Origin of the sequence: Aquimarina hainanensis, assembly GCF_042684685.1 — a bacterium.
GTDB classification, from domain to species: domain Bacteria; phylum Bacteroidota; class Bacteroidia; order Flavobacteriales; family Flavobacteriaceae; genus Aquimarina; species Aquimarina hainanensis.
In genome coordinates this window covers 818,504-844,727 of sequence record NZ_JBHULX010000039.1, presented here as the reverse complement: position 1 = coordinate 844,727, position 26,224 = coordinate 818,504, and the positions used below count along the sequence as shown (strand labels likewise).

The 26,224-nt window shown below is 35.5% G+C and carries 17 protein-coding genes; 11 read left to right on the top strand and 6 right to left on the bottom strand.

The genetic code is table 11. The features are described 5' to 3' along the window. Position 1: 1 nt before the first annotated feature. The 4 genes from ACFSTE_RS19610 to ACFSTE_RS19595 all read left to right on the top strand — a co-directional run bounded on the left by ACFSTE_RS19610 (position 2) and on the right by ACFSTE_RS19595 (position 4,418). The gene (locus ACFSTE_RS19610; RefSeq protein ID WP_378255244.1) at positions 2-1,081 is read left to right on the top strand and encodes an isochorismate synthase; all 1,080 of its coding nucleotides are present in this window, start codon (positions 2-4) and stop codon (positions 1,079-1,081) included. Between the two features lie 55 nt (positions 1,082-1,136). Continuing rightward, positions 1,137-2,864: a 2-succinyl-5-enolpyruvyl-6-hydroxy-3-cyclohexene-1-carboxylic-acid synthase gene (menD, locus tag ACFSTE_RS19605; protein ID WP_378298348.1), complete on the top strand. Its 1,728-nt coding sequence runs from the start codon at positions 1,137-1,139 to the stop codon at positions 2,862-2,864. Positions 2,865-2,967: 103 nt separating this feature from the next. After that, positions 2,968-3,309, top strand: a complete 342-nt coding sequence (locus ACFSTE_RS19600) for a DUF2853 family protein (protein WP_176029979.1) — start codon at positions 2,968-2,970, stop codon at positions 3,307-3,309. A 275-nt stretch (positions 3,310-3,584) separates the two neighbouring features. Next, positions 3,585-4,418 (top strand): CvfB family protein, encoded by an 834-nt coding sequence (locus tag ACFSTE_RS19595; protein ID WP_176029980.1) that lies wholly within the window; start codon positions 3,585-3,587, stop codon positions 4,416-4,418. A gap of 20 nt (positions 4,419-4,438) precedes the next feature. On the opposite strand, the gene ACFSTE_RS19590 is transcribed toward ACFSTE_RS19595, so the two are convergent. Together ACFSTE_RS19590 and ACFSTE_RS19585 are read right to left on the bottom strand one after the other, a co-directional pair. Continuing rightward, positions 4,439-4,951, bottom strand: coding sequence for a hypothetical protein (locus ACFSTE_RS19590; protein WP_378255240.1), 513 nt, complete (start codon positions 4,949-4,951; stop codon positions 4,439-4,441). A 120-nt stretch (positions 4,952-5,071) separates the two neighbouring features. Then, the gene (locus ACFSTE_RS19585; protein ID WP_378255238.1) at positions 5,072-6,268 is read right to left on the bottom strand and encodes a hypothetical protein; all 1,197 of its coding nucleotides are present in this window, start codon (positions 6,266-6,268) and stop codon (positions 5,072-5,074) included. 155 nt (positions 6,269-6,423) lie between these two features. Here ACFSTE_RS19585 and ACFSTE_RS19580 point away from each other — a divergent pair, with 155 nt between their 5' ends. The 3 genes from ACFSTE_RS19580 (at position 6,424) to ACFSTE_RS19570 (ending at position 8,842) form a co-directional block, all read left to right on the top strand. Continuing rightward, positions 6,424-7,266, top strand: a complete 843-nt coding sequence (locus ACFSTE_RS19580) for a 1,4-dihydroxy-2-naphthoyl-CoA synthase (RefSeq protein WP_378255236.1) — start codon at positions 6,424-6,426, stop codon at positions 7,264-7,266. Between the two features lie 176 nt (positions 7,267-7,442). After that, entirely contained in the window at positions 7,443-8,195 is a 753-nt protein-coding gene (locus ACFSTE_RS19575; RefSeq protein ID WP_176029984.1) for a hypothetical protein, read from the top strand. A gap of 44 nt (positions 8,196-8,239) precedes the next feature. Beyond that, a complete protein-coding gene (locus tag ACFSTE_RS19570) occupies positions 8,240-8,842 on the top strand; it encodes a hypothetical protein (RefSeq protein WP_176029985.1) in 603 nt (200 codons plus the stop codon). Positions 8,843-8,863: 21 nt separating this feature from the next. On the opposite strand, the gene ACFSTE_RS19565 is transcribed toward ACFSTE_RS19570, so the two are convergent. From ACFSTE_RS19565 to uvrA, 4 genes are all read right to left on the bottom strand, one after another. Further along, positions 8,864-11,278 carry an alpha-ketoacid dehydrogenase subunit alpha/beta gene (locus tag ACFSTE_RS19565; protein WP_378255234.1) on the bottom strand — a complete coding sequence of 805 codons (2,415 nt, stop codon included), beginning with the start codon at positions 11,276-11,278 and terminating at the stop codon, positions 8,864-8,866. A 204-nt stretch (positions 11,279-11,482) separates the two neighbouring features. Then, positions 11,483-14,314, bottom strand: coding sequence for a metalloprotease (locus tag ACFSTE_RS19560; RefSeq protein ID WP_378255232.1), 2,832 nt, complete (start codon positions 14,312-14,314; stop codon positions 11,483-11,485). A gap of 301 nt (positions 14,315-14,615) precedes the next feature. After that, positions 14,616-15,305: an LOG family protein gene (locus ACFSTE_RS19555; protein WP_176029987.1), complete on the bottom strand. Its 690-nt coding sequence runs from the start codon at positions 15,303-15,305 to the stop codon at positions 14,616-14,618. Positions 15,306-15,316: 11 nt separating this feature from the next. After that, complete coding sequence (uvrA, locus tag ACFSTE_RS19550; protein ID WP_378255230.1) at positions 15,317-18,151, bottom strand: excinuclease ABC subunit UvrA; 2,835 nt, start codon at positions 18,149-18,151, stop codon at positions 15,317-15,319. 438 nt (positions 18,152-18,589) lie between these two features. Between uvrA and ACFSTE_RS19545 the strand changes: the two genes are divergently transcribed. From ACFSTE_RS19545 to ACFSTE_RS19530, 4 genes are all read left to right on the top strand, one after another. After that, positions 18,590-20,689 (top strand): M12 family metallo-peptidase, encoded by a 2,100-nt coding sequence (locus ACFSTE_RS19545; RefSeq protein ID WP_378255228.1) that lies wholly within the window; start codon positions 18,590-18,592, stop codon positions 20,687-20,689. Positions 20,690-21,049: 360 nt separating this feature from the next. After that, positions 21,050-23,182, top strand: coding sequence for a M12 family metallo-peptidase (locus ACFSTE_RS19540; RefSeq protein ID WP_378255226.1), 2,133 nt, complete (start codon positions 21,050-21,052; stop codon positions 23,180-23,182). A 279-nt stretch (positions 23,183-23,461) separates the two neighbouring features. Then, positions 23,462-25,552, top strand: a complete 2,091-nt coding sequence (locus ACFSTE_RS19535; protein ID WP_378255224.1) for a M12 family metallo-peptidase — start codon at positions 23,462-23,464, stop codon at positions 25,550-25,552. A 130-nt stretch (positions 25,553-25,682) separates the two neighbouring features. After that, on the top strand, positions 25,683-26,204 hold the full coding sequence (locus ACFSTE_RS19530; RefSeq protein WP_378255222.1) for a hypothetical protein: 522 nt from the start codon (positions 25,683-25,685) through the stop codon (positions 26,202-26,204). The last annotated feature ends 20 nt before the right edge of the window (positions 26,205-26,224 follow it).

The window sequence follows — 26,224 nt, the reverse complement described above, 5'->3', positions numbered from 1 at the left end:
TATGAACTTAGCAGAAGTGTATGCTAAAATAGGGGCACAATTAGACAATGAACTTCCTTTTGTCATTTATAGAAAAAAAGAAGAAAATAGCTGTACTGCTTTTTTGCAGCAGGATGCGACGGTATATACTACCAATAGCTATTCAGAAGCAGGATTCGTATTCGCACCCTTTGATCTGGAAAGCGAGCAAGCGATAGTTATGCCGTATACAAAGAGTGAGGTGATTACATCGGCAACCATGCCTTTTTCTGATGTAGATAGAGTTGAGAATATAGCGGATAAGGTAGCTGATTGTGAGAAAACGGCCCATATTACCTTGGTAGAAAAAGGGATTCACGAAATACAAAACAGCAGTTTAGAAAAAGTAGTACTTTCTCGTACAGAAAAAGTGACGACCCAGCTGGATGATGCCTTGCAATTGTTTCATGAGTTAACTCTATTGTATTCCAATGCCTTTGTGTATTTCTGGTACCATCCTCAGGTAGGGCAGTGGGTAGGAGCTACTCCGGAAACCCTTCTAAAAGTAGAACAAGGTATATTGTCTACCATGGCACTGGCCGGGACAAAAACAGCAGAAGACGGTACTCCTGTCATATGGGGAGATAAGGAGAAAGAAGAACAGCGAATAGTAACGGATTTTATTGTGTCAGGACTATCTCATATAACTGATAACCTGAAGCAATCAGCAGTGTATACCCATCAGGCAGGTTCTTTGTTTCATCTCAGAACGGACCTGGAATGTACTATTGCAGAAAAAACAAATCTGAAGGACATCATTACAGTCCTGCATCCGACTCCGGCTGTATGCGGACTTCCTAAAGAAAAAGCGAAATCATTTATTATGGCCAATGAAGGTTATAAACGCACATTCTATACCGGATTTCTTGGACCACTGCATATGGGAGCAGCACAGAAATCCGAACTGTTTGTAAACCTGCGGTGTATGGAGGTATTTGCAGCACATGTTAAGCTATTCGTAGGAGGAGGAATCACCAAAGACTCTGTTGCAGTGTCTGAGTGGGAAGAAACAGTAAAGAAAACAGAAACCATGAAAAAAGTACTGCGAATTGTTGGTACTTGATAATCGCTAAAAAAATTTAGCGAAAAAAGTATTGATATTGTATTTTGCATCCAGAATGAAAAAACATAGCTACTACTCTAAAATTCCGTTGTCACAGACAATCGTAAGCTTGTGTGAAGCAAAAGGAATTCACCATATTGTAATATCCCCGGGATCGAGGAATGCTCCATTGACAATTGGGTTTACCGGAAATCCGAGAATGAACTGTTATAGCATAGTTGATGAACGATGTGCTGCTTTTTTTGCCCTGGGATTAGCACAGCAAACCGGAAAACCTGCAGCGCTGGTATGTACTTCAGGAAGTGCACTGCTTAATTATTATCCGGCAGTGGCAGAGGCGTATTACAGTGATATTCCTTTGGTGGTAATCAGTGCAGACAGACCTATAGAACGAATTGACATTGGTGATGGACAAACCATACGGCAAAAAAATATATTTGAAAATCATATTTTGTATTCTGCCAGTCTCTATTCTGAGGTAGTTGCTACTCAGGAGGTGGTCGATATTCATGTTAAACAACGCCATCATGAGGTGTATAAACACAATGCGAGAGAAGTAAATCTGGCATTGAATAAAGCAATCGAGCAAAAAGGACCGGTACATATCAACGCACCTTTTTATGAACCTCTATATGATAAGCTTGAAAACCAAACCGTTTTCCCGAAAAATATTCCACTGGAAGATAGTCGCTATCACTTTTCTGAATCACTGAAAAAAGAAATGCTGGAACGATGGAATACAACCGATAAGAAAATAGTTCTTATAGGAGTGAATAGTCTGAACACACTGGATCAAAAATGGGTAGATGTATTGGCTAATGACCCTTCGGTACTGGTATTGACAGAGACGACCTCTAATATTTACCACGATTCTCATATAAACTGTATCGATCAGTTGATAACACCTCTTAGTGATAAAGAGTTTTTGGCATTACAACCAGCAGTACTGCTGACAATAGGAGGAATGGTAATTTCTAAAAGAATCAAAGCTTTTTTGAGAAAATACCAGCCACAATCACATTGGCATATTGATGAGAAAAAAGCATTTGATACCTATTTCTGTCTGACAGAGCATATTAAGTTGAATCCCAATTTGTTTTTTGAAACATTAGCGGATGAATTGGTAAGTGTAGCGAGTACCTATAAAAAAGACTGGCTGGCTGTTAGAAAAGAAAGAAGGCATAAGCATGCGGCATACCTGAAACAAGTCGCGTATTCTGATCTAAAAGCTTTTGAAAGAATTTTTGAGCAGATGCCCGAAGGACAATATATCCAGTTGAGTAACAGTTCTACGGTGCGATATGCCCAGTTATTTTCTTTAAGTCCTTCATTCAGGCTGTTTTGCAATCGAGGGACAAGTGGGATTGACGGGAGTACTTCTACTGCTATCGGAGCAGCAATTGGTTCTCAAAAACCTACTACCTTAATTACAGGAGATCTTAGTTTCTTCTATGATAGTAATGCCTTGTGGAATGCATATATCCCTGCTAATTTTAAGATTATTGTCATTAACAATAGTGGAGGAGGGATTTTTAGAATATTGCCGGGAAAAGAAGAAAGTGAAGCCTTTTCTACTTTTTTTGAAACAAAGCACTCGTTAACGGCAGAACAATTATGTGCTATGTATGGAATAGTGTATCATAAAGCGAGCTCAGAAGAAGCCATTGTCTCGGGAATGGAGTCCCTGTATGCTTTAGACGATGTTCCGGCTTTATTAGAAATTTTCACCCCAAGAATAGAGAATGATAAGGTTTTAATCGGTTATTTTAGGTCTTTCGTCTGAAAAAAGAAGTTTAATCTTGATAATCAGTAAATAATTGCGCTATAATTATCTTATATTTGAGAGAGTAAGAACTAATTATTAACACTTAAACTATTATTACCTTATGAGTAAAAGAGACGAACTAATTCAAAAATACGCAGCTGATATTAAAGATAAAATCGGTCAGACTCCAGATATGGATTTATTGACTAAAGTTACTATTGGTTGTGGGCCATCTATCTATAATAGTGATGCCTCTACAGTTTCTGGTAGTGATGAAGGAGAGTTGAAGACAGTAAAAAATAATTTCTTGATAAAAAAATTAGGTCTTAGTGATGGACCAAAATTAGACGAAGCGATCAATGCTGTTATCGAACAGTATGGAAAGTCTAATAGAAATAAGTATAGAGCCGTAGTATATTATTTACTAACAAAACATTTTGGTAAAGAGGCTATATACAACTAAAAAAATCTTGTTTTTAGCAAAAGAAGGTACTTCGATTGGGAGTACCTTTTTTTTGTGTAGAAAATAACGTTAAACCTAGATTGGTGTGTTAGAGCCTGGAGCTAAAGTTCATAAATAACACAAAAAATAATATTTCATCAAATTCAGCCGAGCACCAATGCGGGAATATAAGAAATATAACCATACGTATATTTTAGAGTAGTTTCGGACTGTAATAGATTTTTTAATGCATAATCACGGTTAAAGAGTTATCTTTGCCGCAAAATACAAATGACATGCTACAACTAGGGAAATATAACACATTAGAGATTGTAAGAGACCGGGATCCGGGACTTTTTTTGAGTGATGAAGAAGGAAATGAAGTTTTATTACCTAATAAGTTTGTTCCTGAAGTTTTTGAAATAGGAGATACGATTAAGGTGTTTTTGTATTTGGATAATGAAGAGCGTATAGTAGCTACTACCCAGGAACCATTTATCACTGTCAATTCATTTGCGTATCTGAAATGTACTACCGTATCCAAAATAGGAGCGTTTATGAATTGGGGGGTAGATAAAGAGCTTTTTGTTCCTTTTAAGGAACAAGCATCTAAGATGAGAGAAGGGAGTTGGTATCTGGTCTATATGTATTTGGATGAAGAAACGGACAGATTAGTAGCCTCGAGTAAGACAAACTCATTTTTGGATAACTCGTTGGTATTATTAGCGCCATTTGATGAGGTAAGCCTGATTGCATCCCATCCTTCTCCATATGGCTGGAATATGATAGTGAATGGGAAATATCTGGGGCTGGTTTATCAGGATGAAATTTTTCAGAAAATTACAGTGGGAGATACGTTTAAAGGCTATGTGAAAAAAGTACGCCCGGACGGAAAAATAGATTTGACACTTCAGCGGCACGGATACCGAAGTATCGACCCGAATGCAGATCAGATCCTGAAAGAACTCAAAGCCAGTGGAGGCTTTATAGACCTGAATGACAAGTCAGATCCGGAGGATATTAAAGAGGTGTTTCAGATGAGTAAAAAGAGTTTTAAAAAAGCGATAGGGACACTTTATAAAAAACGACAGATACTGATCGAAAAAGATGGGATCCGACTTGTGGAATAAAAACAGCTTTCTCTGATAAATTACTGACTAGGAATGCAGAATGGATCAATAGTGGGGCGAATTGTTTCCAGTACTGCCTGATTGATGATACCATCCGTAATAGGAATTTCTGGATTATCCGGAGAATAAAATACTCGGGAACAAAGATTTCTGACTTGGTAAGATTTTCGATACCGCATATAATCCGTCAGGTAACCAATACGATCGTATTCAAATGTTTTCTTGTCGGGGAATTTACTGTTTTGATAACTTTCTGCTGTTGCTTTTTTCTTAGAAGTTTTCTTGTTACTGCTTTTTCTTTGTTGTAGGGAAACAATACTAGAAGAATCTTTGACTTTTACTCGTTTCTTACTCCAGGTAAACTTGTACCATATAGAAGAAGAGGAAATTTGCTGATTCCCGGAATGATGAGTTTGGGATATATGAGAAACAGGTATGGTGTAAACCGCGTAGTTTGTGTTAAAAAAATTAGTTGATTGCTGAGAGAAGCCGATCAGCTGTGTAAATAAGAATAAAAATAAAAAATGTTTCATTGCTGATAAAAATTAAAATGTTTTTGATGATTCAGTAATTGTATCCGTTTTTTGGCACCAGGATGGTAGTGCCTTTACTTTTTAAGGCAAAAAGATGTATCGAAATCAGATCATTGTCTGTTACATATTGTAATTCCAATTTAATAATTTCCCAATGTGATTGAGTACTTGGTCATGGATCGTATCTAAATACATTTCTGTGATCAGATTGTAATTATTGGTGTAGTTAAAATTCAGGTTGTTAGTTCCATAAGAGTTGTTTATGAAGCTCTTGTCTTCTTGAGTTAATGCTCTTTTGTCCCCTGTATAAGTAACTTCTGTTTTTTCGAATGTTCTGGTACCAGAAAGGTTTTCATTAATTAAATACGGGGCAGCTTTAGTATCTTTTATTTTAATATTTAGTGTTCCGGTAATGTCTTTATGTTTTTTGTGATAGTGCACGGTAGCGGATACTGTTTTTTCTTTTCCGTTTTCCATTATTTGCGAGCTTCTTTTGATTGTATACTGGTGATTTTTTTCTGGAGATATATTTATTGAAACCCATTCTATCGCGATAACTCGATCAGCCTTTAACTTGTTCTGAACAAAATGACTCCCGACATTATTTACAGAAATGTCTTTTGATAAATGTTCAATAATGAAATCACTACTTACACTCGAATTATCATTTCCCCATTCAACATAATTACCTAGGTTTTGATAGGTTACAGGGGTGAAATATACATTCCTGGTTCCTTCTGCAATAGTGATATCGATTAGTTTTTTCAGGTCTTTGTAATTAGGGGTGAATTGGAGTGCACGTGTGAGATATGTATAGGCAATTTCATAGGCGTAACTGTTCTCTGTTTTGTTTAAAGATGCTTTTCCTTTAGTATAGAGGTCAGTAGTAGCTAATGCAGTAATGCTGTCTATAGAGGGAGTTTTAGTAAGCGGTGTGATGCCAGACGATGTTGCGAGCTCATTTAAGAATTGTATTGATCGCAGAGCGTTTGTTAGTCCTTCCCAGTTTTTGTCTTCTATTGGACTGGGGTGTGATAACGTATGTAAACGATCCTTGTGTTTTGAGATAGCGTTGTTGAATACTATAGAGAACTTCTCTTGTAGCCTTTTCTTTTTGGGTCTTTTTTTTAATTTACCAAACGCCTTGATTACTTTATGTTCATTAGCTTCTATATTTTCTATGTGTAGTAATTTTTCTTGAGTATAGGAGGTGTGATGCATGCAAAATGCAGTTAGGAAAAGAACTGTTTTTATCACTGTAAAGTTGGTGTGGGTAATTTTAGGAAATTTTGGAGGTATCAGTAAAAATTGTTTCATGTTTAATTTTTTCCTTCAGTAAATACAATAACTGTGCAAAGTACTATTAAGGCGGTGTTAAAAACAGTTGGTATTTTTACTTTTTGTTAACTTATAAAATCATGTGCAGAATACGATTTAATGTATTATTTTTGGTAGATAATAAATAGTAAATAATGAGCTTAATAAACTGGACAACAGTAAAAGAATACAAGGATATAACCTATAAAAAATCAGCAGGAGTTGCACGTATAGCATTTAACAGACCTAATGTAAGAAATGCATTTAGACCGCAGACAGTAACCGAATTATTTGAAGCTTTTTTAGATGCCAGAGAAGACACTTCTATAGGAGTTGTGTTGTTATCAGCAGAAGGACCTTCTACAAAAGATGGAGTTTATTCATTTTGTAGCGGAGGAGATCAGAGTGTTCGTGGTCATCAGGGATATGTAGGAGAAGATGGAATGCACCGATTAAATATTCTGGAAGTTCAGCGTCTTATTCGTTTTATGCCTAAGGTTGTCATTGCGGTAGTTCCGGGATGGGCAGTTGGAGGAGGACATAGCCTTCATGTAGTTTGTGATCTTACCTTGGCGAGTAAGGAGCATGCGATTTTTAAGCAAACAGATGCTGATGTAACCAGCTTTGACGGAGGTTACGGGTCCGCGTACCTGGCAAAAATGGTAGGACAGAAAAAAGCGAGAGAAATTTTCTTTTTAGGGAGAAACTATTCTGCGCAAGAAGCTCATGATATGGGGATGGTTAATGCAGTGATTCCTCATGATGAATTAGAAGAAACAGCCTATGAATGGGCACAGGAAATATTAGCAAAATCGCCAACTTCTATACGAATGTTGAAATTTGCTTTTAACGCTACAGATGATGGTATGGTAGGACAGCAGGTGTTTGCAGGGGAAGCAACACGATTGACCTATATGACAGACGAAGCAAAGGAAGGAAGGAATGCATTTTTGGAAAAAAGAAAACCTAACTTCAAGGATATCAAGTGGATTCCTTAAAAATTAAATAAAAAATAAAGATGAAGTCTGCTAAAGATTTTATATCTTAATATACGTTTTCGTAGCTGTTTTTTAATGTTTAATGTATTAAGAACAGCTACAATGCGTTTATATGTTGGGTTATTTTTTGTTTTGATGCTATTTTTGTCATCAGAATAAGGGAAAATAAATATTGTATGGATACTAAAGTAGGGGAGTACTTATCCATAAGATATAAAATTGAGAAAACATTATTGAAACAACAAAGTTTAGAAGGGAAACTAAACGCTGTTTCAGGGAAAATTAAAAAGGAACGAAAGCAGTACTGGTATTTTTTATCAGGAATATTGGTTTTTTTTAGTGCCATTGTTTTTTTGTGTTTGTATCATTGGGGAGGTATAATAAAAAAAAATGAAACGAAACATACCAGCGTCGTGGATGTGGTTTCAATTCATAAAATTAAAAATGAACTCATCGCAGTAAAAAGTGATGTGAATTCGTATAAAAATGAGCTAAAAGAAGAAGAAAAGCTTCGAAAAACATTGATAAAAGCATCTGAAAAGAAAGAGTATAGAAGAAGATACTGTATTCTTAATAAAGTGTATAAAAACAATGGTATAATTTTTATAGAAGCTGATTTTGTAGATTTTTTTAAAGGAGAAAAGGCAGTTCAAAAAGCAAAAGAACAAGGAAAGGCAATGCAGGCGATAACCAGTAAAGGAGATACGTTGTACTCCCTACCGGAAAAATATTTTGTAAGCAATGTGAATCCTAAGATCAGAGTTCTAAAAGTAAATGATAACGTACGATTAAAAAATATAAAAAATAGTTCCGAAGCTAACTATTCTTTGGCGCTATTTCAGAAGATAATTAAAGATAAATCGCTTTTGGTTTTGGAAATGAGTGATGGTGTGGTATATGGGATTTTCAAAAAAGATTTATCGGTATAACTAGCGAATGCATATATAGTAACCCTCACCCCAAAAAAAATATAATGCCACATATTGAAGACGAAGATCTTATATCGTTACATAATCAAATAGAGAAAGCAGAGACGAAACAGCTGGAACTGGAAGAGTTTCTGGAAGAAAGAGAGAAGGAATTTGATCAAAACAATCGAATCAAAAAAATATTGTCTATTGTATCTTTAGTATTGTTAATAGCATGTATTGGTGCATTCTTTTTTAAAGGAGAAGATGCTGTAATAAAACAAGATGCGAATCAGGATATGGCGGTATTCTCAACAGAGATGGATTCTCTAAAAATGCAATTGAGACAATTGAGAGAGGATAAGGTTAATCTCGAAGAGATCAAAACGCTGTACCTCTATAGAAAACTCATTGATAAAGATACGGTATATTCAGTGCAGCTTCGGTCTTTTTCTACGAATAAAACTTCTTTGATCTCAGAAAAATTTACTAATATGAGATTTTATAGTGATACCTCTTATTATAAATTAAGTTTGGGAATTTTTGAAACTTTGCAAGAAGCCCAGGAGTTCCGAAAGCTTTTAATAGATCTGGGATTTAGTAAGAATATTTTTGTGATATCATATAAAAATGGAAAACGTCTACGCATAGAAAATAGCGTAGACTGATTTCCTTATTTCTTTTTTATATTATCTCAGTTTAGGATATGTTGCAGGTTTTGCTTCGTGCATAATATCGTAGACTGTTTCAAAAATATCTTCGGCAGAAGGCTTACTGAAATAATCTCCGTCTGTGCCAAAAGCAGGACGGTGGGCTTTAGCACTCAATGTTTGAGGCTTGCTATCCAGGTAGTTATAGATGTTTTGCTCATCGATTAATTTGTGCAGGATATATCCGGTAGCTCCTCCAGGAACATCTTCATCAATAACTAGTAATCGATTCGTCTTGGCAACACTTTTTACAATATCATGAGAAAGATCAAATGGCACAAGTGATTGAACATCGATAATCTCTACATTAATGCCTACAGAAAGTAACTCTTTTCCTGCTTGCTCTACCAGTCGTAAGGTAGATCCGTAAGAAACTAATGTAATATCGTTTCCTTCTTTTACCGTTTCTACAACACCAACAGGGGTACGTATTTCTGCTAAGTTGCTAGGCATTTTTTCTTTTAGTCGATATCCGTTTAAGCATTCTACAACAACTGCCGGCTCATCGCTGTCTAATAAGGTATTGTAGAAACCAGCTGCTTTTGTCATATTTCTTGGTACAAGGATATGTATTCCTCTTAATAAGTGAATTAATCCAGCCATTTGAGATCCGGAATGCCAGATACCTTCTAGTCGGTGTCCTCGGGTTCTTACGATCATAGGAGCTTTTTGCTTGGCAAATGTTCTGTAGCGCAATGTCGCCAGATCATCACTAAGTCCTTGAATACAATACATAATATAATCCAGGTATTGTATTTCTGCAATAGGACGTAGCCCTCTCATGGCTAACCCAATTCCCTGACCAATAATAGTAGCTTCTCTGATTCCGGTATCGGAAATACGTAATTCACCATATTTTTCCTGTAACCCTTCTAATCCCTGGTTTACATCTCCAATTTTTCCACTGTCTTCACCAAAAATCATTGTTTCAGGAAGTCTTTCGAAAATACGGTCGAAATTATCTCTTAGTATAATTCGTGCATCTACTAATGGAGCATCGTCCCCATATACAGGAGCTACTTCTTCTATAGCAGTAACTTTGTTATCACTTTCATTATACAAGTGGTCACTGTATTTTGGTTGTATCTTGTTAAAATAGGAATTGATCCAGTTTTGTAAGTGTGTTTTTTCTACAGAATCCTCTTTAATAAGGTATCGAAGCGCTTTTCTGGTGGCTTCCATAATATCCTTTCGTATCGGCTCATCCTTATTTTCCAACGCATTGATCAAAGGAGAGATAAAATTTTTATTAGCACTTACTTTTTCAATATCTCTAAGGATAGAAACTGCTTCTCGCTGCTCAGTCTTAATTTCAGAAAGATATGCATTCCAGGCAGCAGTTTTTCCTAAGCGAACTTCTTTTTTCGCCTCTTTTTCTATAGCGACCAATTCATCTGCCTCAGCAATATTGTGATCAATAATCCATTCTTTGAATTTTTTGATACAGTCGTGTTCTCTTTCCCAGTTAAGGCGTTCTTCACTTTTGTAACGCTCGTGAGAGCCAGAAGTAGAATGTCCTTGTGGTTGCGTTAATTCTTTTACATGAATAATAACGGGAATGTGTTGTTCACGAGCTAAATCTTCTGCTGTTTTATAGGCATCAATTAATGCCGGGTAGTCCCATCCGTTTACACAGATAATTTCATACCCTTCGTGTTTGTCATCTCTTCTGAAACCTTCCAGAATTAAAGAAATGTTTTCTTTAGTTGTTTGGTGTTTTGCATGAACAGAAATACCGTATTCGTCATCCCAAATACTTATAACCATTGGTACCTGAAGAACACCTCCAGCATTAACGGTCTCCCAAAATAATCCTTCACTGGTACTCGCGTTACCAATCGTTCCCCAGGCAACTTCATTTCCATTGATAGAGAAGTTATTTTCTCCGGCAACACTTTTTTCGTTTCTGTATATTTTAGAAGCTTGTGCCAAGCCTAACAGACGAGGCATTTGCCCGGCAGTAGGAGAGATGTCTGAACTGGAGTTTTTCTGAGCAGTCAAATTCTTCCAGGAGCCATCTGCATTAAGACTATGAGTAGCAAAATGCCCTCCCATCTGTCTTCCTGCTGCAAAAGGTTCTTTTTCTATATCTGTGTGTGCATATAATCCGGCAAAAAACTGCTGTACAGTATATTGGTCAATTGCCATCATAAATGTTTGGTCTCTGTAATAACCCGATCTAAAGTCTCCATTTCTAAAAACTCGAGCCATTGCTAATTGAGGAAGTTCTTTTCCTCCTCCAAAAATACCAAACTTTGATTTTCCGGTAAGTACTTCTCGTCGGCCTAATAAACTACATTCTCTACTTAATAATGCTGTTTTGTAATCTTTAAGTATTTGATTTCTATATTCTTCAAAAGAAATATTAGGAGTAGTTGTTGTTTCAGGCTGCATACGAACGATTTTTTATTCGATACAAATTTAATTAAAATTAGAGGGATTTGCAAATGTTGTATTTGTATTTTTATTACGAATTTGATATTTAAACACTTGTTTTGATGATTAAAAGTTATTTTTATGTATTTAAAATGAGGTTTTTTTGAGGAATATTTAATTTTTAAAACTTTCTTTTTTATAGGTTGGTGTGGCTAAAAAAGTTTAATACCATTCTCGGGTAAACAGGCTTATTAAGGTCTGGGGGCTAAGGGTGATAATAAACCGTATTTTTTCGTTGTAGTTAGGTTGTGCAATTTCCCATCCATTATTAGAAGCAATAGGAAGAAAGACTTCAAAATAATCAGCTACTAAACTTAGCCGGATCCCTGTATCAAAAACAAATTTGGGAGAAACCCCTTTGTTTTTGACAAAACCTACGTCCCCATATGCAAAAATCCATTTCCAGATATTAGAATCCGCATTAAAGGTGGTGAGCCATTGATTAGAGAATGAATAGTCTAACTTAGACTTAAAGCCTCCTTCTGCCAGGATAATTTGCTGACTGACCAATCCTGTCGACTCGCTTCGTCCCAGGTAACTGTAATCAAACAGATAATCAGTAGGTCTGTCTAATGCAAAGCTGAAGAAGTCTCCATCACGAGATGTGTCATTAAAAATAAATGTTCCGGCAAATAAACGGAGGTTTAGTTGACGATTGTTCAAAAATATCTTTCGGTACTTAAAGGTAGTGGATAGTTTACTGAAGTTTTTGGCCAGCTGATAATCTATTGAATAATTAAAGATATTGAGTAAATTGTTATCGCTGTACAAATACCGCGTATTAAAAACGCTGTAATCGGGAGTATTTACCGGATTCTCTTCTGCACGTTCTCTGAATACATTCACACTTCTAACGGTTAAACGTTGTCGTTGGTTAGACCGGAGGTCTTCTGGTCGGAAAGAAAAAGAGATAAAAGGAGATACCCGCTGATATAATAGATCCGGGGCATAACTATAGGTGTTTCCACTGATTCCATAACGGATTTGATATAATCCATAGTCAGCAATTTGCCTTCTGTATGAAAGAGAAGCTGAACCTAATAATTTTTGTGATTTAAAGCCATAACTAGGCGTAATATTGTAGTTAAAGGGTCTTCTGATTACAGTTTTGTTGTGAAACTTGGAACCAATAGTAAATCCATCATATACATTAAACTCAAACTCTGGGATAAAAAAGATCTGATTATAGGTTGGGTCTTCTATATCCTGAAAGAAGCGAAACTGAAAGGGTTTGTTTTGAATCCATTTCAGGTTTCTGTAATTGTCTCTTCTGTTGGTTTCCGGAATTTTTTGATCGTAATCGAGAACGAGTTTAGTAAGCCCTTCATTAGGGATCTTGATCGTTTTAGTTCCTGTTATATCTGTTACCCATGTTTTTGATACGTATTCTTTTTTTCTAAGCCCAACAACAGATACGGGCATTGCATTATAGCTTTTGTTTTTAATTGTGACCTCAATTGAATCTTTCCTTTTCTTGACGGATTTAAATTTGAAATCTATTTTACTGTTGGTATTGATATAATCCTCAAAAAACCATTCTATATTTTTAGGTGTAAGCGGGCTTAAGGTGGCTTCAAATTTTTTAGAATCGGTTAGCTTTAATAAATTTTCCGAATAATACTTTTGGATGCTAAGCGGAATAACATTGTCGTCTTCCAGATAGTCTTCCAGGTACTTGAAGCCAACACCTGCTTTATAAGCATTCGCAATATTTTTATTGAATTTGACTAACTTGTCCTGTGGGGTGGTGAGTGACTGATCAAGAAACAATCGAGCTACATTTTTGTACCCTAAAAAGTATTGATCATTAAAATCCAGATCTGCTGCATGAAACCATCGTACACCTATTATCTTACTGAGGTTACCTATCATTTTCATTTCTGGATAATATTGCTCTGTATAGGCAATCATCAGATAGACATGAATCGCATCTTTTATCCAGGCATCATATCTGGGATCGATTAATAAGGTATTTTCTATATAGTTTTTAGAAATGGTTTTGAGTTGTTTTATTTCATACTGAAACCCATCGGGGAAAGGGCGGAGGATATCTGGCAATTGGTTAAGACCATATACCGGGCTATTCTTATATTCTTTTTGAGAAGTAATAATTTTTTCAAAAGGATATTTCCCTAAGCGTGCTTCCAGAAAAGTTAGTATTTTGTGAATAGCAATGGATTTTAATTCTGGAGCGATATCTTTTTCGTCAATATTACTGATGAATTTTAGATCGTTAATTTGGTAATCATAAAAAGAACTGTCTTTTTCTATATAAAGATTTGCTTTATTTCGCTGTTTTCCGCTTAGTTGTATGGTTTGTGTTTCTTCCGTTGTTTCATCTGGAATAATATATTGTTGTAATTCACTGTGTATTTTATAAGATGAGGGAAGCCTCATTTTTATATGCAGGTCTGATAACGGATTGTATAGATCGTTTAGGTTTTTATTACTGTAAGTATTCCACTTATTAGTGTATACCGAAGGCGATATATACCAATATTTAAGGCTAAAATCACCATTGTCATGATAACCATATCGGGTAAATTTATCGCTGGGTAATTTTACGTCATATTGAAGTCTAAAAGCGATCTTTTCTGAAGGAAGTAAGGGAGTGCGTAGTTGAACCTGTACGATATCAGGAACAGAATCATATCGCTTCCACGATGCAATTCTACTATCATCAGCAGTAATAAACTTAATAGCGGTATAGCCTCTTTCATGTTCTTTGGCATAGTGAAAACGCTTTAGGAAATCTTCGGAAAAACGTTTGCCGAGAGGGGTAGTCTTACTGGAAAAACTATTTGCCCAATCGTTTAGATAGAGCGAAGCTAATGTATCATTGGATGTATTGTTGTATACGATTTCTTGTTCTATTTGAATTGTATTGGACTCCGGATATAATGTACTGCTAATCGTGATTTGATGTTGAGAATATAGCGTACATATAAATGCAAAGTACAATAGAACGATATGAAGAAATCTATGGTTTCTCAAGAAAGTAGCAAAAGAAATATTAGTTATTTATTAAGGAGGCGAAATATAGTAGTGTGTTGTTGATAAAAGTCATAAAAATGATTTAATTTTTTTTAAATATATCGTAATTCATTGAACTATTATTTAATAATAACTGTTTTTTGTTAAAACTGTTGCGTTTTTAATAAAAAAATAATGAAATCGTAAATAAAATACAATATCCAAGTATAAATTGCTTTCTGAAGTAAACAGAAAGCAATTTGTGTTTTTTGAAATCTAAAAAGGGATTCGATCCCGGAGGTTTTAAAATACTTTTTTCAGATTAGAAATTAGGACTTAGGTTGTATTTTCCGTAGAACTTATCTAATATTTGTAATACCTCTTCAGGAGTATCTACTAAATGAATAAGATCCAGATCCTCTGGGCTGATATTTCCAAACTTATCTAGTAAAGTGTTTTTTACCCAATCAAGTAGTCCTCCCCAGAAGTCAGAACTTACTAATATGATCGGGAATTTTCCAATTTTTTTAGTTTGGATAAGAGTGATTGCCTCGAATAGTTCATCCAATGTTCCGAAACCTCCTGGCATTACAACAAATCCTTGAGAATATTTGACAAACATTACTTTTCTGACAAAGAAGTAATCAAAATCAAGACTTTTATCACTGTCGATATACGGGTTATCATGTTGTTCAAAAGGAAGGTCAATATTAAGTCCGACAGAAGTACCACCTCCAAGGTGAGCTCCTTTATTACCAGCTTCCATAATCCCGGGACCTCCTCCGGTAATTACTCCGTATCCGTGATCTACTATTTTTTTGGCAACATCAACAGCCAGTTGATAATATTTGTCATCAGTTTTAGTTCTGGCGGAACCAAAAATGGATACACAGGGACCAATTCTACTCATTTTTTCGAATCCGTTGACGAATTCTCCCATGATTTTGAAAATAGCCCAAGAGTCATTGGTTTTTATTTCATTCCAGCCTTTGTGGTGTTGTTCTTTTCTCATGTGATTTATGTTTAGTTTGCCAGTTCTTTTTTTAGAAATCGGGCGGTATGACTTTTTTTGTTTTTTACAATTTCTTCCGGTGTTCCTTTGGCAATTACTTGACCTCCGTTTTTACCTCCTTCATAGCCTATATCAATGATATAGTCTGCCATTTTTACAACATCCAGATTGTGTTCTATAATTAAAACGGTATTTCCTTTATCTACTAATTCGTTGAGTACTTCCATGAGTACTCTAATGTCTTCAAAATGAAGTCCGGTGGTTGGCTCATCCAGAATGTAAAAGGTATTTCCTGTATCTCTTTTGGATAATTCTGTAGCTAATTTGATTCGTTGGGCTTCTCCTCCTGAGAGCGTTGTAGATTGTTGCCCCAGTGTAATGTAGCCTAAACCAACACTCTGAATTGTTTTTAATTTTCGGGCAATTTTTGGAATATGCTCAAAAAAAGCACATGCTTCGGTAATGGTCATTTCCAATACATCAGCTATAGATTTTCCTTTGTATCGTATTTCTAATGTTTCCCGGTTAAATCTTTTTCCATGACAGGTTTCGCATTCTACATATACATCTGGTAAAAAATTCATTTCGATAACTCGTAATCCACCCCCTTTGCAGGTTTCGCATCGTCCCCCGACAACATTAAAACTAAATCGACCGGGTTTATAACCACGAATCATTGCTTCAGGAGTTTTGGTAAATAAGCTTCTGATTTCAGAAAATACTCCTGTATAGGTAGCTGGGTTGGATCTGGGGGTTCTTCCAATCGGAGATTGATTGATATCGATTACCTTATCAATGTGCTCTAAACCTTTAATACTCTTATAGGGCATTGGTTTTTTTACCCCATTAAAATAGTGCGCATTCATAATGGGATAAAGTGTCTCATTGATAAGCGTGGATTTTCCACTTCCCGAAACTCCTGTTACTGCGATCATCTTTCCTAAAGGGATATCGATAGATACATTTTTTAAATTATTTCCAGTAGCTCCTTTTAGGCTAATCTTTTTTCCATTTCCTTTCCGTCTTTCAGAAGGAATAGGAATTTCTTTTTTACCACTGAGGTAATCAGCTGTTAGTGTTTGGTGCTTTTTTAAGTCAGTAGGAGGACCTTCACTAATAATTTCTCCTCCGTGTTTTCCTGCTTTAGGACCAATATCGATAACGTGATCTGCGCGTTCAATCATATCTTTATCGTGCTCTACGACAATGACAGAATTACCAATGTCTCTTAGCTGAACCAGCGAATTGATCAGTTTTTCATTATCACGTTGGTGAAGGCCTATACTTGGCTCATCTAATATATATAATACCCCGACTAGCTGAGATCCGATTTGAGTCGCTAAACGGATTCGTTGTGCCTCTCCTCCTGATAAAGATTTACTACTTCTATTGAGAGATAAGTAAGTTAATCCTACATCGATCAGGAATTGAATTCGGGTATTGATTTCTTTTAGAATTTCTCCTGCAATTTTTAATTGTTTTTCAGAAAGGGATTTAGGAAGTTCCTTAAACCATTCAGCCAGTTCACTAATATCCATTTTGGCTAAATCAGCTATGTTTTTATCGTTGATTTTAAAATATAGCGATTCTTTTCTAAGTCTGGCCATTTGACACTCCGGACAGGAAATATTATCCATAAATTCTTTAGCCCATCTTTTTAGAGAGGTAGATTCATTGACATGATAGGTGTTTTCTATAAAGGTGGCAACTCCTTCAAAATCGATTTTGTACTCCTGTGTAACTCCTAGTGTTTTACTTTTAATACTAAATTGTTCTTTCCCTCCATAGAGGATAATTTCCATCGCTTCCTGAGGAATACTACTAATGGGATCTGTAAGCTTAAAATTATACCTTTTGGCTATAAAATCTAATTGCTTAAAGGCCCAGTTATTCTTTTTCGGTCCATGAGGAGCTAAACCTCCTGCATGGATTGATTTGGAATGATCTGGAATAATCTTATTTATGTTGACCTCATATAGACTTCCTATACCATTGCATTTTGGGCATGCGCCTTTTGGCGAATTAAAAGAAAAGTTATTTGGCTCCGGATTTGGATAAGAAATTCCGGTAGAAGGACACATTACATTTCTACTAAAAAAACGAGCACTTGATGTATCCTGATCAATAACCATAAGAATATCATCTCCGTGATACATTGCTGTATTGATGGTTTCCATCAATCGTTTTGACAGGTCTTGGTTTTTGGAAATAGCTAACCGATCAATCACTATTTCGATATCGTGTGTTTTGTATCGGTCTAATTTCATACCCTTGGTAATATCTCTGATTTCTCCGTCAGTTCGAACCTTTACAAACCCTTGTTTGGCAATTTGCTCAAACAATTCGCGATAATGCCCTTTTCTGGAGCGAATTACCGGAGCAAGAATATTGATTCTTTTGCCTTCATATTCTTTGAGTATGAGATCTTTGATCTGCTCATCGCTATAGCTTACCATTTTTTCTCCGGTATTATAGCTATAAGCATCGCTGGCTCTGGAGAATAACAACCTCAAAAAATCATAGATCTCCGTAATAGTTCCTACAGTACTTCGAGGACTTTTACTGGTAGTTTTTTGTTCTATCGCGATTACAGGAGAAAGCCCATCTATTTTATCCACATCCGGACGTTCTAAGCCTCCTAGAAATTGTCTGGCATAAGCAGAAAAAGTTTCAATATACCTTCTTTGCCCTTCTGCATAAATAGTGTCAAATGCCAGAGAAGATTTTCCGGAACCGGATAAACCTGTGATTACTACTAATTTTTCACGAGGAATCGTAACGTCTATATTTTTAAGATTATGAACTCTCGCTCCTAAAACCTCTATGTTTTCTTCAGATATTGCCATAAAATTTTAACCAAGAATGCAAAGGTAACTATTTGCGAGCTCTTTGTAAAACAAGATTGTCTTTGTTTTTAATAATGAATACATTACCACATTTGTCGGTTAGAAGAGGAAATGGAAAACATAAAAAATTAATAGAGGAATCTTTCCTTATCAACGTTAGTAATTACTTGTTTTGAGACTAGGAAAAAGAGATAGCGTATTTTTAGGATGTTAAAATAGCACAGGTAAAAAAACTTTTCATTATCTAATAAAATGAAATAAAATTCTATTAGATGTACACCAAGCAGTATTTTTATATTATTTGTTAGCAGTATTTTAGAGCTGGATTTAAGTTTGTAACTTTGTGATACACAAACTCTTTTGGATTTTATGGCGATTAATACTTACCTGGGGCCGGATTTATTGTTGCCTGAGATTCAAAATTAAAACTTAAACATAATGAAACGTATTGTAATGATAGCCATTGCCTTTTTTACGGTAATGAGCTTTTCGCAAACACAACTACAAAAGCCCAGTGAACTGGTAGCCCAACAAAAATCTTCGGGTTCGAATTTTCAACAAGTCAAACTTTTTACCACCGTAAATGATCAAAAAAGTAATGCTCAACTCCCTAAAGAGCTAAAGGAATTTACCTTGTTTTCTTTTGATCAAAGTGCTATGAAGTCTTTCAAGTCTAAAAGACCTGAAACAATGAACTTACCTATTCCAGGTCAAAAATCATCTATGTCCCTTGATTTAGTTAAGGTAGACATTGCAACAGATGATTTTCAGGCTATAGAAATGCCATCAGGAAAAGTATTGCAAACCAATAGTGATATTGTACACTATAGAGGGATTGTAAAAGGAAAGCCTAATTCTATCGCAGCTGTCAGCTTTTTTGGTGATCAAATGTCAGGAATCATTAGCGTAGGAGAAGAGGCTGGTAATATCGTAATGGGGAAGATGGATAATAATAAAAGCCATATCCTCTATAAAGATAATGCGATTAGCCATCTGAACGATTTTGCGTGTAGAATGGAAGGACAAGTAAAAAGCTATACCAAAGAAGAGTTATTTGGAGGAGATACTAATAACAAAGCGGCAGCAAAATGTCCCAGAATATTTTTTGATGTAGGAAATGATATTGTTAATGATAAAGGAGGTAGCCAGGGAGCAACCAATTTTATTCAGGCTGTATTTAATCAGGTAGCAGTATTATACGCGAATGAAAATATATCCATCAAATTATCAGGAATGAAAGTGTGGACATCGTCTACACCATTTAGTAATCTTGATAATTTTAGAAGCTACAGGAATCAAAATAGCTTTAATGGAGATTTAGGACACTTTGTTACCTATAACTATTCTGGAGGGGTAGCCTGGTTAAGTGCTTTATGTGGCTCTCGTAAGTATGGATTATCAGGAATTAATAAAAACTATAGCAACGTTCCTACATATTCATGGACAGTTGGAGTAATAGCGCATGAATTAGGACATAATTTTGGATCTAATCATACGCATGCCTGTGTATGGAACGGAAACAATACAGCCATTGATGGTTGTTATACTACAGAAGGAGGATGTGCAAAACCGGCAATTCCTTCCGGTGGAGGTACAATTATGAGCTATTGCCATTTGACAGGGGCAGGAATCAATTTTAATAAAGGATTTGGATCTCAGCCAGCAAATGTAATGCGTAATTTCATTAATAGAGCTAGCTGTGTGCAAAGTTGTGATGGTGGAGGATGTAATACAGGAGATCAGGTATCCGTAACCTTTAGAAATAATACAGACTGTACATTAGAGTATTATGAGAATAATACTCGTAAAGGTTCTGCTAATGCGGGAGGTACCTATAGAGCAAATACAAGAGTAGGAAATAGCTGGCAAGCCAAAAAATCGTCAGGAGCTACAGTGGATAATTTCTCAATTGTTTGTAATCAAACAACTTATTCTTCTTCCGGGTCTTGTGGAGGGGGAACAGGAGGTAACTGTGATGGGGTTAGCCCATGGTCAGCAGGAACTACTTACTCCGTAGGAGATCGAGTGACATATAGAGGAAATCTATTTGAGAAAACTGCGACAGGATGGAAGAACTTAGGTGCCTGTACAACTTCAAACGATCCATGTGATGGAGTTAGACCTTGGTCAGCAGGAACTACTTACTCTGTAGGAGATCGAGTAACATATCAAGGTAGTTTATTCGAAAAAACGGCTACAGGATGGAGAAATTTAGGAAGATGTGGAAGTACCAGAAATACCATTGTTTCAATGCCACCATTAGATGGAGAGATTACAGCTAATGAGTTTAGATTGTTAGCATATCCGAATCCGGCAAATGAATTTATTAATTTAGAAATCAGTAATCTTGGTACAAACTCTTCTCATATCAAAATTAAAGATATGAATGGAAGAGCATTAAAATCTATTGAGTTAAGTACCCCACCAAGTGGAGTAATGACACAAAGGATAGATGTAAGCAAGTTGTCGACAGGTATGTACTTTATACAGGTGACAAATACTAAGAAAACAATTACTAAAAAGGTATTTATCCAATAAAAGGTAATTAAAAATAATTTACACGGCCCTGAAAAAGCTGTCTTTTTATAAGACAGCTTTTTTTTTATAAATATATGTATAGATATAGGGGGCTTGAATTAATTGTAAATTAATGAGTTAAGTTGCTTTGTTTGTTAATGTGTAATAGGATTAAATACTCTAAAGGGAAGAATAGACAAAATAAAATGCTGTTTATATGAATTCAGCCAGTATATTAATACTATTTAGTGGGAGTGTTTTAGGTCAGGTTTTTAGTTCGTAACTTTGTGGTACACAAACTCTTTTGAATTTTTCCCATAATCGGTTTATGGGGCCAGAATTATAAAAAAGGTAAAAATTCAAAAATTAAAACTTAAAATAATGAAACGATTTGTAATGATTGCCATTGCCTTTTTTACGGTGATGAGCTTTTCGCAAACACAACTTCAAAAACCCAGTGAACTGGTAGCCCAACAAAAATCCTCGGGCGCGAAATTTAACCATGTAGAGCTTTTTTCTTTAAGTGACCAACAAAAAAGTAATGTAGAACTCCCTAAAGAACTGACTGAGTATTCCCTATTTACTGTTGATGAAAGTAAAATGAAGTCAATGAGAGGAGATTTTCCTGAGACAATGAATATTTCTGTACCAGGACAAAAATCAGCCATGTCATTAGACTTAGTAAAAGTAGACATTTTTACTGATGATTATCAGGCGATAGAAATGCCTTCAGGGAGAGTGTTGCCACGTAATAAAGATGTAGCACACTATAGAGGAATTGTAAAAGGTAATTCTAATTCTTTAGTAGCTATTAGTTTTTATGGTCAAAAAGTAGGAGGTTTTATCAGTGTAGGTGGTGAACACGGTAATATTGTTTTAGGAGAAGTAAAAAACAGTAAAAACCACATCATTTATAAGGATAAGCAGATGGGGCATTTATATGAACTTGGATGTCAAGTAGAAGATGATGCCAAAGGGTATACTGCAGAAGACTTAAAAGAGCCTTCTAATAGTAAAGCTGCAGCTAAATGTGTAAAGATATTTTTTGATATCGGACGTAATGTTGTAAATGATAAAGGAGGAGCTCAGCAAGCAACTAACTTTATGCAAAGCTTATTTAATCAGGTGATTGCACTATATGCGAATGATAATATTGCATTAAAATTATCTGGAACAAAAGCTTGGACAACAAACACACCATTTAATGCAGATGGTCAAAATATGAGTAGAAACTTAGATAACTACTTGGCATATTTAAATCAAAATGGTATTAATGGTGATTTAGGTCATTATGTATCTTATGGATTAGGTGGTGGTATCGCCGGAGGATTCGGAACCTTTTGTAACTCCAGACGTAGAGGAGCTATTTCAGGAATAAAAGGATCTTTCAGTAATGTACCTACTTATTCTTTTGATGTTTTCCTTCTTTCTCATGAAATAGGACATAATGTTGGATCTAGACATACGCATGCGTGTGTATGGAATGGAAACAACACTGCTATTGACGGGTGTGCTGGTCGTGTAGAAGGTAATTGTCGATTACCAGGACTTCCTTCAGGTGGAGGAACAATCATGAGTTATTGCCCACAAACAAGTGTGGGAGTGAACTTTAACAAAGGGTTTGGAACACAGCCTAAAAACGTTATTCATAATGCTATTGCCAGAGCAAGTTGTTTACAGTCTTGTGATGGAGGTGGGTGTAATACAGGAGACCCTGTATCTGTAACCTTTAGAAATAGCTCAGACTGTACACTAGAGTATTATGAGAATAATGTTCGTAAAGGGTCAGCTAATGCAGGAGGTACCTATAGAGCAAATACAACAGTAGGAAGTAACTGGCAGGCTAAAAAGTCTTCCGGAGAGACTAAGGATAACTTCTCTATTACATGTAATCAAACGGAATATACCTCTTCAGGATCCTGTGGAGGCGGACCAGGAGGTAATTGTGACGGGGTTAGACCTTATACTCCAGGTACTGTGTATTCTATAGGAGATCGAGTTACTTATAATGGAAGTTTATATGAGCTAACAGCTTCCGGATGGAGAAACCTAGGACCTTGTACATCTACAAATGATCCTTGTGATGGAGTAAGACCTTATTCTCCAGGTACGGTATATTCTATAGGAGATAAAGTTACTTACAGAGGAAGTTTATATGAATTAACAGCTTCTGGATGGAGAAGAATTGGTACTTGTGGAGGATCTAGAAATGCGTTCTCTACTGAGTTCACATCATTTGATGATCTGGATATAGCTAAGGAATTTAGTATCAAAGCATATCCTAATCCAGTTGATGATCTTCTTACATTAGAGATAAGTAATCTTGGAGTTAAATCTTCTCATATCAGAATTAAAGATATAAATGGAAGAACATTAGAAGTTATGTCATTAGATACACCACCAGATGGTTTAGTGGTAAAAACAATTGATGTTAGTAAGTTATCTGCAGGAATCTATTTTGTTCAGGTAACCAATACAAAACAGACGCTCACTAAAAAGGTTTTTGTGAAATAATCTTTTTAGAAAATATGGTCCCATAATAGAAAAGGCGAAGTATATACTTCGCCTTTTTTATGGTTTAACAGTAATTTTTGAATATTTAATAATTATGAAAGTGTTGTTAACAAAATATCGTGTTAAGAAAATTTCATTTTAGTTAATGTTATGATATAGTACTAGATATCTTCTTTTTTGTAGGAATAGTTTTACTAGTTTCGCCCGAATTTTAGCTAGTTGAGTTAGTTAAAAAATTATGAGAAAGTGAAATACTAAAAACATAAAAACACACAAAACATGAGATATTTAGTAATGCTGATAATAGGCTGTCATGCAGTCATAAATGCGCAGAGTACTTCAATGCGTATTCAGGAGCGAATACACCATGAAAAAAAGATAGGAAGTTTATTTGAAGAGGTTGATATTTTTGCAAAAAAAGAGATTTCTGAGAAAAGCAACCCAATACCAAATGAGCTTAAAAACTACACTTTGTTTTCTTTCAAAAAGAGTTCTTTAAAAAAACGTATAAATAAAGAGTTAAGAACAATACGTCTGAAAATACCAAGAGGAGATTCTTCAATTGATTTGGAATTAATAAAAGAAGAATTAGTTTCAGATGATTTTAAAATTGTAGAGATGCCTTCTGGCAAAGAATACAAAATAGATCAAAACAAGACATATTACAGAGGTATTGTAAAGGGGAAAGAAAACTCTGTAGCTGCAATAAGTTTGTCAAATAATAGTGTATCCGGTATTATAAGTGTTGAAGGGGAACAAGGAAATATAGTAATTGGCGCTTTGGATAAGAGTAAGGAGTATATCATATATGAAGATAAAGACTTGATCAAATACCAAAATTTTTCGTGTGATGTACAAGAACGCGTGGAAAAATATACCGAAGAGCAGCTAAATTATGAACGACAATCTTCAGCTAAGAATGGTAGTGTAAAAAGATGTCCTAAGATATTTTTTGATGTAGGTTTTTCCATATATAAGCATAAAGGTGGAGTAGAAAATGCATCTTCTTTCATACAGAATGTGTTTAATCAAGTAGCTGTTTTGTATCAAAATGAAGGAATAACATTGAAATTATCAGGAATTAATGTTTGGACACGACCTGAGCCTTTTTCAGGGATAGATGCATATACATATTATAAAAACCGTCATGGGTTGAATGGAGATTTAGGGCATTATGTAACATATAATCATTCAGGAGGAGTTGCCTGGTTACAAGCTTTATGTGGTCCTCAGAGATATGGAGTCTCCGGAATTGAAAGTAATTATCAAAATGTACCTACCTATTCGTGGACAGTATCTGTTATAGCTCATGAGTTAGGACATAATTTTGGTTCAGATCATACACACGCTTGTGTGTGGAACGGGAATGATACTCCTATCGATGGTTGCCAGCCTCCGGAAGGTTATTGCAGAAGAGGTCCGATGCCAAGAAATGGGGGAACTATTATGAGCTATTGCCACCTGAATTATAATGTAGGAGTAAACTTGTCTAAAGGGTTTGGTAGACAGCCTGGCAATGTCATACGGTATCATATTGATAATTCTCATTGTGTTAAGAACTGTGATACTACAGATCCGGGAGGAGGAGATTGTTCTGTGGGAAGTTCCGTAAAAGTAACGTTTAAAAACACTACCCAATGTCGTGTGCGATACGTTTCTGATGAAAACGGAGTGTTGACACCAAGAGACTTTGTTGATCCAGGGCAAACAGTATCCTATGTTACTAAAATTGGTGTAAACTGGTTGGTAAAAAAAACATTTACCGAGGTAGTGGAATCCTTTGTTATAAAATGCGGAAAAGTGATGTATGAAACACAAGCTACATGTTCTTCGAATCCTAATGGGTGTGAAATAGGAGATCCGGTAGAGGTAACTTTTATGAATAATACTAATTGTACCGTAAGATTATTTTGGTATAATGAGGGGTATCTTGTTCCTAAGACATATGTACGATCTGGAGAAAGAATCCGTTATACTCCTTTCTCAGGTACCAGATGGGTTGTTAAAAAATCTCCGGTGGATATTATAGCAGATTTTACAGTTACCTGTAATGAACGGAATTTTGTGGTGCAGGGGAACTGTTTTAGGTCTGTACAACTGAGAAAGATAAGAAATACTAAAAAAGTAGTTATATACCCGAATCCTGTAGGGGATGTTTTTGAAATAGAAATAGCACTGACTAAAAAAGAAAAAAAAGAAGTTATTATCAAGAATGAAACAGGAAAAATAGTTAACCGTATTGATGTGGTGGCTAACAATCAGGGGATTGCAAAGAAGAAGATTTATATGAACGGTTTATCAAAAGGGATTTATTTTGTTTCCATCAAAATTGATGGGCATGAGATCGTAGAAAAGATTGTCAAAAACTAAATTATTTTCTTCAACGGATAGAGTAAAGCGAGGGAGTCCCTCGCTTTATTTTTGGAAAGATTTCTCCTTCTAAAAAAACAATTTTAAAAATAAGATATTGTTATTATTTTAGCTTAAAAACACAGAAAAAATGATATTAGGAATAGGTTCCAGAATAAAACATCCAACGTATGGATTAGGAGTGGTAACAAATGTAACATCCAGAATGTATTGGGTAACTTTTATAGATAATGGGTTGGAAACAATTGAAGTAGAGGATGAGTTTGAGGTTATAGAAGGAGTAGAAGATGAGGTGGATAGTGTAAGTTTTAGTGATGTAGAACGAATCCTGAGGGATGTGTTAAAACGCTATAGTGATGTTTCAGAAATTGTTCCGATAGCAGATAAATGGAAGGGTGGTAATCTTATTTTAGAACCTGGAGATACTAATTTATCCCCTAAGGAATTGCCAATAGATACTTTCTTTCATAAAATAGTAATGGTGCGTGATAGATTACGGGTGATGGAACAAAAAATTAATAGTTCTGGATTAGATGAAAAAGAGAAAATAGATCTACAGCAGTATATAACCAGAATATATGGTAGCTTGACAACATTTAATGTGCTTTTCAAAAACAAGTCACAGAATTTTGTTGGTAGCAAAAGTAAATAGTAGCTGGCAGCAGATAAACT